The organism is Pseudomonas sp. LRP2-20, from assembly GCF_024349685.1.
Taxonomy (GTDB): Bacteria; Pseudomonadota; Gammaproteobacteria; order Pseudomonadales; family Pseudomonadaceae; genus Aquipseudomonas.
In genome coordinates, this window is the sequence record NZ_AP025944.1 from 339,760 (window position 1) to 352,965 (window position 13,206).

At 62.9% G+C, this 13,206-nt stretch carries 16 protein-coding genes; 8 read left to right on the forward strand and 8 right to left on the reverse strand.

The window, feature by feature from the left end; all coding sequences use genetic code 11:
• Window positions 1-226 precede the first annotated feature (226 nt).
• The 4 genes from ftsY to rpoH all read left to right on the forward strand — a co-directional run bounded on the left by ftsY (window position 227) and on the right by rpoH (window position 4,406).
• Window positions 227-1,741 carry a signal recognition particle-docking protein FtsY gene (gene ftsY, locus OCX61_RS01395; RefSeq protein WP_261942307.1) on the forward strand — a complete coding sequence of 505 codons (1,515 nt, stop codon included), beginning with the start codon at window positions 227-229 and terminating at the stop codon, window positions 1,739-1,741.
• A 2-nt stretch (window positions 1,742-1,743) separates the two neighbouring features.
• On the forward strand, window positions 1,744-2,415 hold the full coding sequence (ftsE, locus tag OCX61_RS01400; protein WP_012274659.1) for a cell division ATP-binding protein FtsE: 672 nt from the start codon (window positions 1,744-1,746) through the stop codon (window positions 2,413-2,415).
• Window positions 2,412-3,440 (forward strand): permease-like cell division protein FtsX, encoded by a 1,029-nt coding sequence (gene ftsX / locus OCX61_RS01405; protein ID WP_261942308.1) that lies wholly within the window; start codon window positions 2,412-2,414, stop codon window positions 3,438-3,440. Before ftsE ends, ftsX begins: the two co-directional genes overlap by 4 nt.
• Window positions 3,441-3,551: 111 nt before the next feature.
• A complete protein-coding gene (rpoH, locus tag OCX61_RS01410; RefSeq protein WP_054884203.1) occupies window positions 3,552-4,406 on the forward strand; it encodes an RNA polymerase sigma factor RpoH in 855 nt (284 codons plus the stop codon).
• 95 nt (window positions 4,407-4,501) lie between these two features.
• Here the strand turns inward: rpoH and mtgA are convergent, their stop codons facing one another.
• Window positions 4,502-5,212, reverse strand: a complete 711-nt coding sequence (mtgA, locus tag OCX61_RS01415; RefSeq protein ID WP_261942309.1) for a monofunctional biosynthetic peptidoglycan transglycosylase — start codon at window positions 5,210-5,212, stop codon at window positions 4,502-4,504.
• Window positions 5,213-5,276: 64 nt separating this feature from the next.
• Between mtgA and OCX61_RS01420 the strand changes: the two genes are divergently transcribed.
• The 4 genes from OCX61_RS01420 (at window position 5,277) to trmB (ending at window position 7,549) form a co-directional block, all read left to right on the forward strand.
• Window positions 5,277-5,648: a DUF423 domain-containing protein gene (locus tag OCX61_RS01420; RefSeq protein WP_261942310.1), complete on the forward strand. Its 372-nt coding sequence runs from the start codon at window positions 5,277-5,279 to the stop codon at window positions 5,646-5,648.
• A gap of 102 nt (window positions 5,649-5,750) precedes the next feature.
• Entirely contained in the window at window positions 5,751-5,951 is a 201-nt protein-coding gene (gene thiS / locus OCX61_RS01425) for a sulfur carrier protein ThiS (protein ID WP_085677998.1), read from the forward strand.
• Window positions 5,952-6,004: 53 nt separating this feature from the next.
• The gene (locus OCX61_RS01430; protein WP_261942311.1) at window positions 6,005-6,817 is read left to right on the forward strand and encodes a thiazole synthase; all 813 of its coding nucleotides are present in this window, start codon (window positions 6,005-6,007) and stop codon (window positions 6,815-6,817) included.
• Window positions 6,818-6,826: 9 nt separating this feature from the next.
• The gene (gene trmB, locus OCX61_RS01435) at window positions 6,827-7,549 is read left to right on the forward strand and encodes a tRNA (guanosine(46)-N7)-methyltransferase TrmB (protein WP_261942312.1); all 723 of its coding nucleotides are present in this window, start codon (window positions 6,827-6,829) and stop codon (window positions 7,547-7,549) included.
• A 633-nt stretch (window positions 7,550-8,182) separates the two neighbouring features.
• On the opposite strand, the gene OCX61_RS01440 is transcribed toward trmB, so the two are convergent.
• The 7 genes from OCX61_RS01440 to OCX61_RS01470 all read right to left on the reverse strand — a co-directional run bounded on the left by OCX61_RS01440 (window position 8,183) and on the right by OCX61_RS01470 (window position 13,198).
• Window positions 8,183-8,509, reverse strand: coding sequence for a DUF3392 family protein (locus OCX61_RS01440; protein ID WP_027920975.1), 327 nt, complete (start codon window positions 8,507-8,509; stop codon window positions 8,183-8,185).
• Window positions 8,510-8,518: 9 nt separating this feature from the next.
• Window positions 8,519-9,694, reverse strand: a complete 1,176-nt coding sequence (gene hemW / locus OCX61_RS01445; RefSeq protein ID WP_261942313.1) for a radical SAM family heme chaperone HemW — start codon at window positions 9,692-9,694, stop codon at window positions 8,519-8,521.
• Window positions 9,691-10,287: an RdgB/HAM1 family non-canonical purine NTP pyrophosphatase gene (rdgB, locus tag OCX61_RS01450; protein ID WP_085677931.1), complete on the reverse strand. Its 597-nt coding sequence runs from the start codon at window positions 10,285-10,287 to the stop codon at window positions 9,691-9,693. Before rdgB ends, hemW begins: the two co-directional genes overlap by 4 nt.
• The gene (locus OCX61_RS01455) at window positions 10,284-10,718 is read right to left on the reverse strand and encodes a DUF4426 domain-containing protein (protein ID WP_261942314.1); all 435 of its coding nucleotides are present in this window, start codon (window positions 10,716-10,718) and stop codon (window positions 10,284-10,286) included. The genes rdgB and OCX61_RS01455 overlap by 4 nt, the downstream gene beginning before the upstream one ends.
• A gap of 22 nt (window positions 10,719-10,740) precedes the next feature.
• Window positions 10,741-11,361, reverse strand: coding sequence for a methionine biosynthesis protein MetW (gene metW, locus OCX61_RS01460; protein WP_027920979.1), 621 nt, complete (start codon window positions 11,359-11,361; stop codon window positions 10,741-10,743).
• Window positions 11,362-11,368: 7 nt separating this feature from the next.
• Window positions 11,369-12,508, reverse strand: a complete 1,140-nt coding sequence (gene metX / locus OCX61_RS01465) for a homoserine O-succinyltransferase MetX (protein ID WP_261942315.1) — start codon at window positions 12,506-12,508, stop codon at window positions 11,369-11,371.
• A 99-nt stretch (window positions 12,509-12,607) separates the two neighbouring features.
• Window positions 12,608-13,198 (reverse strand): YggT family protein, encoded by a 591-nt coding sequence (locus OCX61_RS01470; protein ID WP_085677934.1) that lies wholly within the window; start codon window positions 13,196-13,198, stop codon window positions 12,608-12,610.
• Window positions 13,199-13,206: the final 8 nt, after the last annotated feature.

The following is a 13,206-nucleotide window of genomic DNA, read 5'->3' on the forward strand; positions in this document are numbered from 1 at the left end:
ATTAACCTGTTCGGCGGCCCGCTGGTTTAGCGTCGGCGGGCCAGGAGGTGCTAGGATACTGATCCGGTTGCCTGGCGACCATGCCTGTCGCCGTTCTGGCCCACAGGCCCATTAAGACAAAACATTGCGCATGAACCAGTCGGATTCAAAATAGTCTGTTCTGCGTTTAGAGAATTCCCGATGCGCCAGATGCTGGCCCATCGCTACCCTGAGATAGCCGTCTTCCATGTTTGGTTCCAACGACGACAAAAAAGCGCCGGCCGAGGCTGGCGAGAAAAAAGGCCTGTTCAGCTGGTTTCGCAAGAAGCCGCAGCAACCTGTCGCCGAACAGCCTCAAACGCCTGAGCCACAAGCGCCCGAGGTGCAGCCAGCCGAGCCAGTAGCGCCGCCGCCTGCTGCCCAGCAGCCGCTTGTCGAGGCGCAGCAGCCTGCGCCGGTCGAGCCGGTGGTCCCGGTGGTAGAAGCACCTGTGCCAGCGCCGGTCGCTTCCCAGCCATTGCAAGCGCCGACGCCTGAGCCAATCGCCTCTGAGCCGCTGGTGGCCCCGGCGCCTGAGCCCGTCGCCTCCGTGCCTCTGCAAGCAGCGCCGGTCGAGGCTGCCCCGGCGGTCGAGCATGCCGCCCCTGTCAGCAATCTGGTACTTCCGGTTGCCGAAGAGCCCGTGGCGCTGGTGCCGGACCTGGAGCCCAAGGCGCCGCCGGTGATTCCTGAACGTCCAGCGCCAGAGCCGGTGGTGGCCCCAGTCGCAGCCCCTGCGCCGGTGGCACCTGAGCCTGCGCCAGTGGTTGCGGCGCCGGTGGCCACCGAGCAGTCCAAACCAGGTTTCTTCGCCCGCCTCAAGCAGGGCCTGTCGAAGACCAGCGCCAGCATCGGCGAAGGCATGGCCAGCCTGTTCCTGGGCAAGAAGGTCATCGATGACGACCTGCTCGACGAGATCGAAACCCGCCTGCTGACTGCCGACGTCGGCGTCGAAGCCACATCGTCCATCGTTCAGAACCTGACCCAGAAGGTCGCCCGCAAGCAACTGGCTGACGCCGACGCGCTGTACAAGTCGCTGCAGGAAGAACTGGCCGCACTGCTGCGCCCGGTCGAGCAGCCGCTCAAGGTCGAAGCGCAGAACAAGCCCTATGTGATTCTGGTGGTTGGCGTGAACGGTGCCGGCAAGACCACCACCATCGGCAAGCTGGCCAAGAAGCTGCAGCTGGAAGGCAAGAAAGTCATGTTGGCTGCCGGTGATACCTTCCGCGCCGCCGCCGTCGAGCAGTTGCAGGTCTGGGGCGAGCGTAACCAGATCCCGGTGATCGCCCAGCACACCGGTGCCGATTCCGCCTCGGTGATCTTCGACGCCGTGCAGGCCGCCAAGGCCCGTGGTGTGGATGTGCTGATCGCCGACACCGCCGGCCGCTTGCACACCAAAGACAACCTGATGGAAGAGCTGAAAAAGGTTCGCCGGGTAATCGGCAAGCTCGACGCCGAGGCGCCGCACGAGGTGCTGCTGGTGCTCGACGCCGGTACCGGGCAGAACGCCATCAGCCAGGCCAAGTACTTCAACCAGAGCGTCGAACTGACCGGCCTGGCCCTGACCAAGCTGGACGGCACCGCCAAGGGCGGGGTGATCTTTGCCCTGGCCAAGCAGTTCAACATCCCGATCCGCTTCATCGGTGTCGGTGAAGGCATCGACGACCTGCGTACCTTCGAAGCCGAGCCGTTCGTCAAGGCTCTGTTCGCCGAGCGAGACTGACCATGATCCGATTCGAACAGGTTGCCAAGCGCTACCCTAACGGCCATGTCGGCTTGCACGAGCTGAGTTTTCGCGCGCGCCGGGGCGAGTTCCTGTTCGTCACCGGGCACTCGGGCGCGGGCAAGAGCACCTTGCTGCGCCTGCTGCTGGCCATGGAACGCCCGACCAGCGGCAAGCTGATGCTGGCCGGGCAGGACCTGGGCCAGATCAGCAATGCGCAGATCCCGTTCCTGCGCCGGCAGATCGGCGTGGTGTTCCAGAACCACCAGCTGCTGTTCGACCGCACGGTGTTCAACAACATCGCCCTGCCGCTGCAGATTCTCGGCTTGTCCAAGGCCGAAATCGCCAAGCGAGTGGATTCGGCGCTGGAGCGCGTTTCGCTGTCTGACAAGGGCGAGCTGTTCCCGGCCGACCTGTCCACTGGCCAGCAGCAGCGGGTCGGTATCGCCCGCGCCATCGTCCACCAGCCGGCCTTGCTGCTGGCCGACGAACCCACCGGTAACCTCGACCCGCGCCTGGCTGCAGAAATCATGGGCGTCTTCGAGGACATCAACCGCCTGGGCACCACGGTTCTGATCGCCAGCCACGACCTGGCACTGATTGCGCGTATGCGCCACCGCATGCTGACCCTGCAGCGCGGCCGTCTGATCGGCGATGGGGAGGCCGGGCAATGAGCACTACACGTACACCAAAGGTTTCCGAACGCGTTGCGCCCAAGGCAGCCGACCCGCAGCCGGCCAAGAAGAAAGGCGGCGATCACGACGACGACGGTCCGGACTTCCGCACCCTGCTGCACGCCTGGCTGGAAAGCCATCGCGCCAGCCTAGCCGACAGCTTGCGGCGCCTGGGCAAGCAGCCGATCGGCAGCTTCTTCACCTGTCTGGTGATGGCCGTGGCCCTGAGCATGCCGATGGGCCTGTCGCTGCTGTTGAAGAACATCGAGGTGCTGGGAGGCTCCTGGCAGCGCGCTGCGCAGATTTCGCTCTACCTCAAGCTCGATGCGGGCAACCAGCAGGGTGAAGCCCTGCGCGACGACATCAGGCGTATGCCGGGGGTCGCCGACGCCCAGTACGTCAGCCCGGGGCAGGCCCTGGAAGAGTTCCAGCAGCAGTCCGGGTTGGGCGAAGCCCTGCGCGAGCTGCCCGACAACCCGTTGCCCGGTGTCGTGGTGGTGACCCCTACCGAAGTCGACAAGCCGGCCCTGGAAGCCCTGCGTCAGCGCCTGGCGGAGCTGCCAAGGGTGGAGAACGCGCAACTGGACCTGGTATGGGTGGAGCGCCTGGCGGCGATCCTCAAGCTGGGCGACCGGTTTGTCTTCGGTCTGGCAGTGATGCTGATTTCTGCGCTGCTGTTAGTAATCGGTAACACAATTCGTCTACATATTGAAAACCGCCGCATCGAGATCGAAGTGATCAAGCTGGTAGGCGGTACCGACAGCTACGTGCGCCGGCCTTTCCTGTACATGGGCGCCTTGTACGGCCTGGGTGCGGGCGTGCTGGCCTGGGCGATCCTGGCGTTTGGCCTGAACTGGCTGAACGAGGCCGTGGTAGGGCTGTCCGGGCTGTACGGCAGTGACTTCGCCCTGGGCGGGGTACCAGCTTCCGATGGTCTGTCGCTCTTGATCGGAGCGGTGCTGTTGGGGTATATCGGTGCATGGATCGCCGTTGCCCGCCATCTGAACGAGCTGGCGCCGCGATAGTTTTTACGTGCCAGCATTGACATTTTCTTCACGATGGAACTTGTACGGTCGTTCCGGGTCTATGTTGGCAGCGCTCACAAGGCGCGAGTTTTGTAAGTCGGAGGTTCTTGAATGACCACATCGTTGCAACCTGCCTATGCCCTGGTACCCGGTGCAAACCTGGAAGCCTACGTGCACACGGTCAACAGCATCCCGCTGTTGTCTGTCGAGCAGGAGCGTGATCTGGCCGAGCGTCTCTACTACGAGCAGGATCTCGAGGCCGCTCGGCAAATGGTGATGGCCCACCTGCGTTTCGTTGTACATATCGCACGCAGCTATGCAGGCTACGGGCTGGCTCAGGCTGACCTGATCCAGGAAGGTAACGTCGGCCTGATGAAGGCCGTGAAGCGCTTCAACCCGGAAATGGGTGTGCGCCTGGTGTCCTTCGCCGTGCACTGGATCAAGGCAGAGATCCACGAATTCATCCTGCGCAACTGGCGCATCGTCAAGGTGGCGACCACCAAGGCCCAGCGCAAGCTGTTCTTCAACCTGCGCAGCCAGAAGAAGCGTCTGGCCTGGCTGAACAACGACGAAGTGCATCGCGTGGCGGAAAGCCTCGGCGTCGAGCCACGTGAAGTGCGCGAAATGGAAAGCCGCCTGAGTGGCCAGGACATGGCCTTCGACCCGGCAGCCGAAGCGGATGACGACAGCGCCTTCCAGTCGCCTGCGCATTATCTGGAAGACCACCGCTACGACCCGGCGGTGCAGCTGGAGGATGCAGACTGGAGCGACAACTCCACCAGCAACCTGCATGAAGCGCTGCAAGGCCTGGATGATCGTAGTCGGGATATTCTCTACCAGCGCTGGTTGGCGGAAGAGAAGGCCACGTTGCATGAGCTGGCTGACAAGTACAGCGTTTCGGCTGAGCGGATCCGCCAGCTGGAGAAAAATGCGATGAACAAGGTCAAGGCGTTGATCACCGTCTGATCAAGCCTGGCTGCACTAAAAAGCCGCTGACCCGAGAGGGTGAGCGGCTTTTTCATTGGGTTTGGCTTTACAGGCCCTATCGCATGCCAATCAGCTCAAGGCCGACGCGAAGCATCCAGCTGCATCAGGTAGCTCGGCCCACCCAACTGGCTCATCTGCCGGCGAATCCACCCCGCCCGGCTCGCCACATAGGCACTCGGCCGGCTGGCACTCCACTTGATCGGGCTCGGCAGCACCGCCGCCAGTTGTGCGGCCTGCTGGCGGGTCAGCCGGCTGGCATCGACACCAAAGTGATAACGCGCCGCAGCCTGGGCACCGAACACGCCTTTGCCCCACTCGGCACTGTTCAGGTAGACCTCGAGAATCCGCTCCTTCGACCAGAACAGCTCGATCAGCGCGGTGAACCAGGCTTCCAGCCCCTTGCGGAACCAGCTGCGGCCTGACCACAGGAACAGGTTCTTGGCCACTTGCTGGGTCAGGGTGCTGGCGCCACGAACACTGCCGCCACGCTCGTTGTACGCCAGTGCCGCCTGGATTGCCGGGATGTCGAAGCCCCAATGGCTGGCGAACTTCTGGTCTTCACCGGCGATGACCGCCACCTTGAGCTCGTCGGAGATGTTTTCCCACGGTTCCCAGTCGCGTTGCAGGTCGATCGGTTCGCCACTCACCCACGATTGCACCTTGCGCTCGAGCATCAAGGCGGTGCCCGGCGGTGGCACCCAGCGAAACACCAGTACCAGCAAAATGCTGCCGACAGCGAACCAGAGCAGGGCGCGGGCGAGGCGGCGGAGAATGGATGACAGCATGGCGATAGCTTGGCCGGACCGGTGGAACGGGCCATTATACAGACCCGATACAAGGAGTCGTCCCATGCTTCGCAGCTTCCTCATGCTTGCCGCCTTTTTCGGCTTTACCGGCGTCGCCTTGGGCGCGTTCGCCGCACATGGGCTGAAGAACCGCCTGACGGCCGATTACCTGGCCATTTTCCATACGGGGGTGACCTATCAGCTGGTGCATGCCCTGGCGATCTTTGGTGTCGCCGTGCTTTCGGCGCACCTGCCTGGGCGTCTGGTCGGCTGGGCCGGCGGTCTGTTCGCCCTGGGGATCGTGCTGTTCTCCGGTAGCCTGTACCTGCTGACCCTCAGCGGCCTTGGCAAGCTGGGCATGATCACCCCCGTCGGCGGCCTGTGCTTCCTCGCCGGTTGGCTGTGCCTGGGCCTGGCTGCCTGGCGCCTGGGCTGACCGAACGGTCCACAATCGCGACTAATGGCGTGCAGCGCCCTTGGGTTCGTGCGTGGATCGGCGCTAGAATGCGGGCCCCAAAGAACAATGGTGGCCGTGCGCATGCGCATTCAACTGAACGGTGAACCTTACGAATTGCCCGCTGGCGAAAGCGTCGCGGCCCTGCTGGCCCGCCTGGAACTGACCGGGCGCCGGGTGGCGGTGGAACTCAACCTGGATATCGTGCCGCGCAGCCAGCACGACAGCACCCAGCTTAACGAAGGCGACCAGGTCGAAGTGGTCCATGCCATCGGTGGCGGTTGAGCATTCACCGGCGATTCACCTGATAGCCCCGTAACCTTTTCAGAGGAACAACGATGAGCAACGTTCGTAGCGACAAGCCCTTCATCCTGGCCGGGCGCACTTTCCAGTCGCGCCTGCTGGTTGGCACCGGCAAATACCGTGACATGGACGAAACCCGCCTGGCAACCGAAGCCTCGGGTGCCGAGATCGTCACTGTGGCCGTGCGCCGGACCAACCTGGGCCAGAATGCGGGCGAGCCGAACCTGCTCGACGTGCTGTCGCCCGACAAGTACACCATCCTGCCAAACACGGCAGGTTGCTTTGACGCTGTCGAGGCGGTACGTACCTGCCGCCTGGCCCGTGAGCTGCTCGATGGCCACAAGTCCCACGAGTCGCGCACGCTGGTGAAACTGGAAGTGCTGGCCGACCAGAAAACCCTGTTCCCCAACGTGATCGAAACCCTCAAGGCTGCCGAAGTGCTGGTCAAGGACGGTTTCGACGTGATGGTCTACACCAGCGACGACCCGATCATCGCCCGCCAGCTGGCAGAAGCCGGCTGCATCGCGGTGATGCCGCTGGCCGGCCTGATCGGTACTGGCCTGGGCATCTGCAACCCGTACAACCTGCAGATCATCCTCGAAGAGTCGAAGGTGCCGGTACTGGTCGACGCCGGTGTGGGTACCGCCTCCGATGCCACCATCGCCATGGAAATGGGCTGTGAAGCCGTGCTGATGAACTCGGCCATCGCCCATGCCCAGCAGCCGGTGCTGATGGCCGAAGCCATGAAGCACGCCATCGTCGCCGGCCGCATGGCCTACCTGGCCGGTCGCATGCCGAAAAAACTTTACGCCAGCGCCTCTTCGCCGCTGGATGGTCTGATCAAGTAAGAGCCCCTGATGACTGACTCGCAAGATACGCCGATCACCGCCGACGGCGACCAGCGCCCACACCGCCGCATCAAGAGTTTCGTGATGCGCGCCGGGCGCATGACCGAAGGCCAGCAACGCGGCCTCGACCAGGGCGGCCCGCTGTACATTCTGCCGCTGGCCGACAGCCCGGTGGATTATGACCAGGTGTTCGGCCGTTCGGCGCCTCGCACCCTGGAGATCGGCTTCGGCATGGGCCATTCCCTGCTGGAGATGGCCGCTGCCGCGCCTGAGCAGGACTTCATCGGTGTCGAAGTGCACCGTCCGGGTGTTGGCGCGCTGCTCAATGGTGTGCTGACACAGGGCCTGAAGAACCTGCGGGTGTACGACTGCGACGCCATCGAGGTGCTCAACCGCTGCGTGGCCGACAACAGCCTCGACCGCCTGATGTTGTTCTTCCCTGACCCTTGGCACAAGGCGCGTCACCACAAGCGGCGCATCGTCCAGCTGGAGTTCGCCGAGCTGGTACGGCGCAAGCTCAAGCCTGGTGGCGTGTTCCACATGGCAACCGACTGGGAACCGTATGCCGAGTACATGCTGGAAGTGATGAGCGCAGCCCCGGGTTATCGTAACCGTGCTGAAGACGGTACTTACGTGCCGCGCCCGGAAGAGCGCCCGATCACCAAGTTCGAGCGCCGCGGCGAGCGACTGGGGCATGGGGTGTGGGATCTGAAGTTCGAGAAGGTGGATTGATCGGCTGATTGAGCCTATCGATACGCTGAGGTCTGTAGAAATGCAGGCGAAAAAAAACCGCTCTGAGAAGAGCGGTTTTTTTTATGGGAGCGACAGGACTGAGTATCCTTCGCTCCGGGGTTTCACCGAAAACACCCGTACAGTCAGCTGATCATAGGTAGCCTCAGATGGCGCGTCAATGATCAGCAATATCCAGCATCATGTGTGTCGGAGCTACTAACAGCTTTGGCAGTGCATCCCAAGTATGATCGCGCTGCTCCTGCATGGATGAGTATCGGTGATGGGCCGGGTAGGAGAAGAATTCTGCTTTCCGGCCCCTTCGACACGGCCTGAGAACCGTGCCGGTGACTCTGCTCGAAGGGCCATTTACCTGGCCACTTCACCGAACACATTCGTACAGTTTTCGAAGGCATCGAAGTGCCGGTTAGATGCTGGAAGATTGGCCCGCCAACACGGAGGCCAAGGCATATGAAGCGTTTGCTTGATGCGCTGAGCCGCGTCTGGAAGCTCATCCGGATCTTGACTGTGCTCAAGACCGTTCGAGACCTCATGCGCGATCACTTCGATGATGCCCAGTAAGGGCTAGTCAGGTGGTAGGGCTGCCCTGGTTCTCCGGGGCAGCTTTTAGCAGGCTCACCCGCGACGATCAGCGACCACGCCAATCAACACCAGCACCACCAACAAAACCGGCGCCAGCGCGTAGTTGTTGAATTGCCCCAACCCCTTCACCACCCAAGGCGTGGCATAGATCAGCGCCGCACCACTGCCGATCATCACCAGTGCAGCCATCACCGGCACGCGCAGCGCGCCTGCCAGGGCACCCAGGCGCTGGTCCACCCAGCCTTTGATATCAGTGCCGAACAGCACCAGCAGGCAGCCTACCAGTGCCAGGGAAATCTCCGACAGGTTGCTGCGGCTCCAGCGGGAAACCGTGGCGAGCAGATCAAGTACCAGATCCATGGGTCATCCTTAGGTCAAGAAGTACTGCAGCAGGTCATTGAGGAACAGCTGGCCGCGTGGCGTGGCCACCAGTCGATCCGGTTCGACCTGCAAAAGGCCCTTTTGTTCGGCTGCGCGACGAGCTTTGGCCAGTTGCTCCAGAGGCAGCCCGGTGCGCTGGGTGAACAGCTCGGCTTCCACGCCATCGGTGAGGCGCAGGGCGTTCATCAGGAACTCGAACGGCAGCTCGTCCACCGGCAGCACCTTCTCGCCAGCCTTGAACGGCTTGGCCAGGTTCAGGTAATCCTTGGGCAGGCGGGTCTTCCAGGTGCGCAGGATGCGGCCATCGGCAAAGGTCAGCTTGCCGTGGGCGCCGGCACCGATGCCGATGAAGTCGCCGAAGCGCCAGTAGTTGAGGTTGTGCCGGGCGGCACGCCCGGCCTGGGCATAGGCTGAAACTTCATACTGCTTGAAGCCATTGGCCGCCATCAACGCCTGGCCGGCTTCCTGGATGTCCCAGAGGATATCGTCTTCGGGCAGTTCGGGCGGCTGGTTCCAGAACACCGTGTTCGGCTCGACGGTCAGCTGGTACCACGACAGGTGCGTCGGCCCCAGGTCGATGGCCTGGCGCAGGTCGCCCAGGGCGTCGTCCAGCGACTGCTCGGGCAGGCCGTGCATCAGGTCCATGTTGAAGTTGTCGAAGCCCGCGGCGCGCGCCATGCCGGCGGCACGGATCGCTTCGTCGCCATTGTGGATGCGCCCCAGCGCCTCCAGCTTGGCTGGTTGGAAGCTTTGCACGCCGATCGACAGGCGGTTGATGCCGGTCTGTCGGTAGGCTTTGAACTTCTCCTGCTCGAAGGTCCCCGGGTTGGCCTCGAGCGTGATCTCGATGTCCGACGCGAACGGGATGCGTTGCTCCACACCGCGCAGCAGGCGCCCCAAGGCATTGGCGCTGAACAGGCTGGGCGTACCGCCGCCGAAGAAGATCGACGACAGGGGCCGGCCCTGCACGGCGGCCAGTTCCAGGTCGAGGTCGGTCAACAGGGCGTCGACGTAGGCCTCTTCCGGCAGCTCAGGCCCGGCGGCATGGGAGTTGAAATCGCAGTAAGGGCATTTGCGCACACACCACGGGATGTGGATGTACAGCGCCAGCGGCGGCAGGCTGGTGAGCGCCACCACGCCGGCTTGGGACGGCGTTGCGATCATGCCAGGCCCAGACGTTGACGCAGCAAGGCCATGGCGCGGGCGCGGTGGCTGAGCTGGTTCTTATCCACAGGAGCGAGGTCGGCGCTGGAGCACTTGCGCTCCGGTACCCAGAACAGCGGGTCGTAGCCAAAACCATGCTCGCCGCTGGCCTCGAACAGAATGCTGCCGTGCCACAGGCCTTCGCAAAGGATCGGCAGCGGATCATCGGCGTGGCGCACCAGGGCCAGCACGCAGACGAACTGAGCGCCGCGTTGCTCTTGCGGCACATCTTTCAGGGCTTCGAGCAGCTTGGCGTTGTTCGCCGCGTCACCCTTGCCGTCGGCATAGCGCGCAGAGTAGATGCCCGGCGCACCGCCAAGGAAGTCCACGGCCAGGCCGGAGTCGTCGGCCAGCGCCGGCAGGCCGGAGATGCGCGCAGCATTGCGGGCCTTGAGGATGGCGTTCTCGACGAACGACAGGCCGGTTTCCTCAGGCTCCACCTGGCTGAATTCGCCGATCGAGCGCAGTTGCACGGACTGGCCGAGCATGGCCTGCAGTTCCTTGAGTTTGCCGGCGTTGTGGCTGGCCAATACGAGTTGCTGGAAATTCATCATTCGCCTGGGAACACTTCCTGGTTGAAACTGAGTGGATGGCTGACCCCGCCGGTCTCGACGTTGAGGTCGAAGGTCAGGGTTTCTGCCTGCTCGATCTTGAACTGGGCGATGTAGTACACGGCGCCCTGATCGGTTATCTGCTTGAACGACAGCGGGCTGGTACGCCCGGTCAGGTCTTTCACAGTGCCGCTGACCACTGCCATGGCGGGTTTGTCGGCCTTGAGCACGGCGATGTTGAGCACGCCTTGATTCTTGCTGCGGATGAGCCCGGTGGCAGCGGCGATGTTCGGTTGCAGCATGTTCGAGGTGAAGGCGCTGTAGTGCACCGTCACGTCGCCGAAGACTTCCTTGCGCTCGGGTTTGGCAGCATCGGCTGCCATCACTGGCAGGGCCAGGCACAGGCTGATCAGGAGCAGGGCTAGGCGACGCATGGTGCGAATCCTCCGGTGGGCGTCAGACTGCCAGTTGGTGCTCCTGCAGGCCTGGGCTGCTGACGCGATAGATGCCGATTTCACCTAGAAGATTAGGCCAAAGCCGCCCACCCCACCCGTTACGGTGCAAGTGGTCGACAGCCAGGCGGTCAAGAACCTTGGCACGGCGCTCATGGCACAGCTCTTCGAAGTCGGCGAAGGTGCAGAAGTGGATGTTCGGCGTGTTGTACCAGGTGTACGGCATGAAGTCCGACACCGGCATGCGGCCTTTGGTGGCCAGGTACCAGCGGCAGCGCCAATGGCCGAAGTTGGGGAAGGTGATGATGCACTGGCGCCCCACCCGCAGCATCTCGTCGAGGATACGGTCAGGGTACTCCACGGCCTGCAGGGCCTGGGTCATGATCACCACGTCGAAGCTGTTGCTGGCAAAGTTGCCCAGGCCCTTGTCGAGGTCCTGCTCGATGACGTTGACGCCCTTGGCCACGCAGGCGGCGATGTTGTCGGCGTCGATCTCCAGGCCATAGCCGGTGACTTGCTTGCGGTCACGCAGCGAAGCCAGCAACTCGCCATTGCCGCAGCCCAGGTCGAGTACCCGGCTACCGGCGGGAATCCACTCGTGGATGATTTCCAGATCGGCTCTCATGGTGTCCTCAGATGGCGATGCGGTTCATGTAGTTCGCGAAACCCTGCATGTAGCGAGGCGTGGGGATCAGGAAGGCATCGTGCCCATAAGGTGAGTCGATCTCCAGATAACAGACGTTCTTGCGTGCCGCCATCAAGGCATCGACGATCTCTCGCGAGCGGGCCGGCGAGAAGCGCCAGTCGGTGGTGAACGACATGATGCAGTAATCCGCCTTGACGTTGGCCAGGGTGGCCGCCAGGTCGCCACCATTGGCTGCGGCCGGGTCGAAATAGTCCAGGGCCTTGGTCATCAGCAGGTAGGTATTGGCGTCGAAGCGGCCGGAAAACTCCTCGCCCTGGTAGCGCAGGTAGCTCTCGACCTGGAATTCGACGCTGTGGAAGTCGTAGTTGAGCTTGTCGCTTTTCAGCTCGCGGCCGAATTTTTCACCCATCGAGTCGTCGGACAGGTAAGTGATGTGGCCGACCATACGCGCCAGCATCAGGCCGCGCTTGGGAATCACGCCTTGGTCCTGGAACGAGCCACCGTGGAATTCGGGGTCGGTGAGGATGGCCTGGCGTGCCACTTCGTTGAAGGCGATGTTCTGTGCCGACAGCTTGGGCGCCGAAGCGATGTCCACGCAGTGACGCACGCGATCGGGGTAAGTAATGGTCCATTGCAGGGCTTGCATGCCCCCCAGGCTGCCACCGACGATGGCCGCCCACTGCGCAATGCCCAGGCGGTCGGCCAGGCGTGCCTGGCTGTGCACCCAGTCTTCCACGGTCAGTACCGGGAACTCGGCACCATAAGGCTTGCCGGTGGACGGGTTGATGCTGCTTGGGCCGGTGCTGCCATTGCAGCCGCCGAGGTTGTTCAGGCTGACCACGAAGAAGCGGTTGGTATCGATCGGCTTGCCGGGGCCGATGCAGCTGTCCCACCAGCCCGGCTTGCGGTCGGTGGTGGCATGGTAGCCAGCAGCATGGTGATGGCCGGACAGGGCATGGCAGATCAGCACGGCATTGCTCGCGCTGGCATTCAGGGTGCCATAGGTCTCAAAGACCAGCTCGTAGCTGTTCAGCGAACGGCCACAGGCCAGGGCCAGCGGTTCATCGAACCTGGCAATTTGCGGTGTAACCAGACCGACGGAATCTTCGGGAAGGACAGTGGACATCGACCCTGCTCACGCTTGACGGAGGCGTAAGTCTAAAGAGCACTACCCCCAGCGGCAAGCAAAGGCTTGCCGCTGGGGGCAACCTGCAGGGTTGGCGGCTCAGATCATCCGCCACAGTTCCTGTGGCATGCCCGCGTAGGCCGCCAGCGGTGGCATGACGAACGACTGGATCACCTGAATCGCCAGGAAGGCGAAAATCGGCGAGATGTCCATGCCGCCCAGGTTCGGCACGATGCGGCGGAACGGTGCCAGCACCGGTTCGCTGATCTGCCAGGCCAGCTCGGCAGCCGGGTTGTGGCTGTTTGGTGCGACCCAGGAAACGATCACCATGACGATCATCGCCACCCAGAAGATTTTCAGGAACAGCGAGGTGATGCCGATGATCGCCCACATCAGCAGGTGCAGGATGTCGCCGAAGGTGCCGTAGGTGATCATCAGCACGAAGCCCATCAGCAGCGCCTGGATGACGATCGCCAGCAGCAGCGACGAAGTGTCCAGGCCACCGATGCTGGGGATTACCCGGCGGATCGGCTTGAGCAGCGGCTGGGTCGCGCGCACGGCGAACTGGCTCAGCGGGTTGTAGAAGTTGGCCTTGACCAGCTGCAGCACGAAGCGCAGCAGGACGATCACCAGATACAGGCTGACCAGGGTTTGCACCACGAAGATCGCGGCGCCGGACAGTGCATTCATCAACAGCT

What these genes read in the sequence shown, in the direction of transcription:
- rdgB (WP_085677931.1), bottom strand. Translation starts at nt 10,287, where the DNA reads ATGATGAATTTCCAGCAACTCGTATTGGCCAGCCACAACGCCGGCAAA.
- OCX61_RS01455 (WP_261942314.1), bottom strand. Translation starts at nt 10,718, where the DNA reads ATGCGTCGCCTAGCCCTGCTCCTGATCAGCCTGTGCCTGGCCCTGCCA.
- hemW (WP_261942313.1), bottom strand. Translation starts at nt 9,694, where the DNA reads ATGATCGCAACGCCGTCCCAAGCCGGCGTGGTGGCGCTCACCAGCCTG.
- metW (WP_027920979.1), bottom strand. Translation starts at nt 11,361, where the DNA reads ATGAGAGCCGATCTGGAAATCATCCACGAGTGGATTCCCGCCGGTAGC.
- OCX61_RS01470 (WP_085677934.1), bottom strand. Translation starts at nt 13,198, where the DNA reads ATGAATGCACTGTCCGGCGCCGCGATCTTCGTGGTGCAAACCCTGGTC.
- trmB (WP_261942312.1), top strand. Translation starts at nt 6,827, where the DNA reads ATGACTGACTCGCAAGATACGCCGATCACCGCCGACGGCGACCAGCGC.
- metX (WP_261942315.1), bottom strand. Translation starts at nt 12,508, where the DNA reads ATGTCCACTGTCCTTCCCGAAGATTCCGTCGGTCTGGTTACACCGCAA.
- thiS (WP_085677998.1), top strand. Translation starts at nt 5,751, where the DNA reads ATGCGCATTCAACTGAACGGTGAACCTTACGAATTGCCCGCTGGCGAA.
- rpoH (WP_054884203.1), top strand. Translation starts at nt 3,552, where the DNA reads ATGACCACATCGTTGCAACCTGCCTATGCCCTGGTACCCGGTGCAAAC.
- mtgA (WP_261942309.1), bottom strand. Translation starts at nt 5,212, where the DNA reads ATGCTGTCATCCATTCTCCGCCGCCTCGCCCGCGCCCTGCTCTGGTTC.
- ftsE (WP_012274659.1), top strand. Translation starts at nt 1,744, where the DNA reads ATGATCCGATTCGAACAGGTTGCCAAGCGCTACCCTAACGGCCATGTC.
- ftsY (WP_261942307.1), top strand. Translation starts at nt 227, where the DNA reads ATGTTTGGTTCCAACGACGACAAAAAAGCGCCGGCCGAGGCTGGCGAG.
- OCX61_RS01430 (WP_261942311.1), top strand. Translation starts at nt 6,005, where the DNA reads ATGAGCAACGTTCGTAGCGACAAGCCCTTCATCCTGGCCGGGCGCACT.
- OCX61_RS01440 (WP_027920975.1), bottom strand. Translation starts at nt 8,509, where the DNA reads ATGGATCTGGTACTTGATCTGCTCGCCACGGTTTCCCGCTGGAGCCGC.
- ftsX (WP_261942308.1), top strand. Translation starts at nt 2,412, where the DNA reads ATGAGCACTACACGTACACCAAAGGTTTCCGAACGCGTTGCGCCCAAG.
- OCX61_RS01420 (WP_261942310.1), top strand. Translation starts at nt 5,277, where the DNA reads ATGCTTCGCAGCTTCCTCATGCTTGCCGCCTTTTTCGGCTTTACCGGC.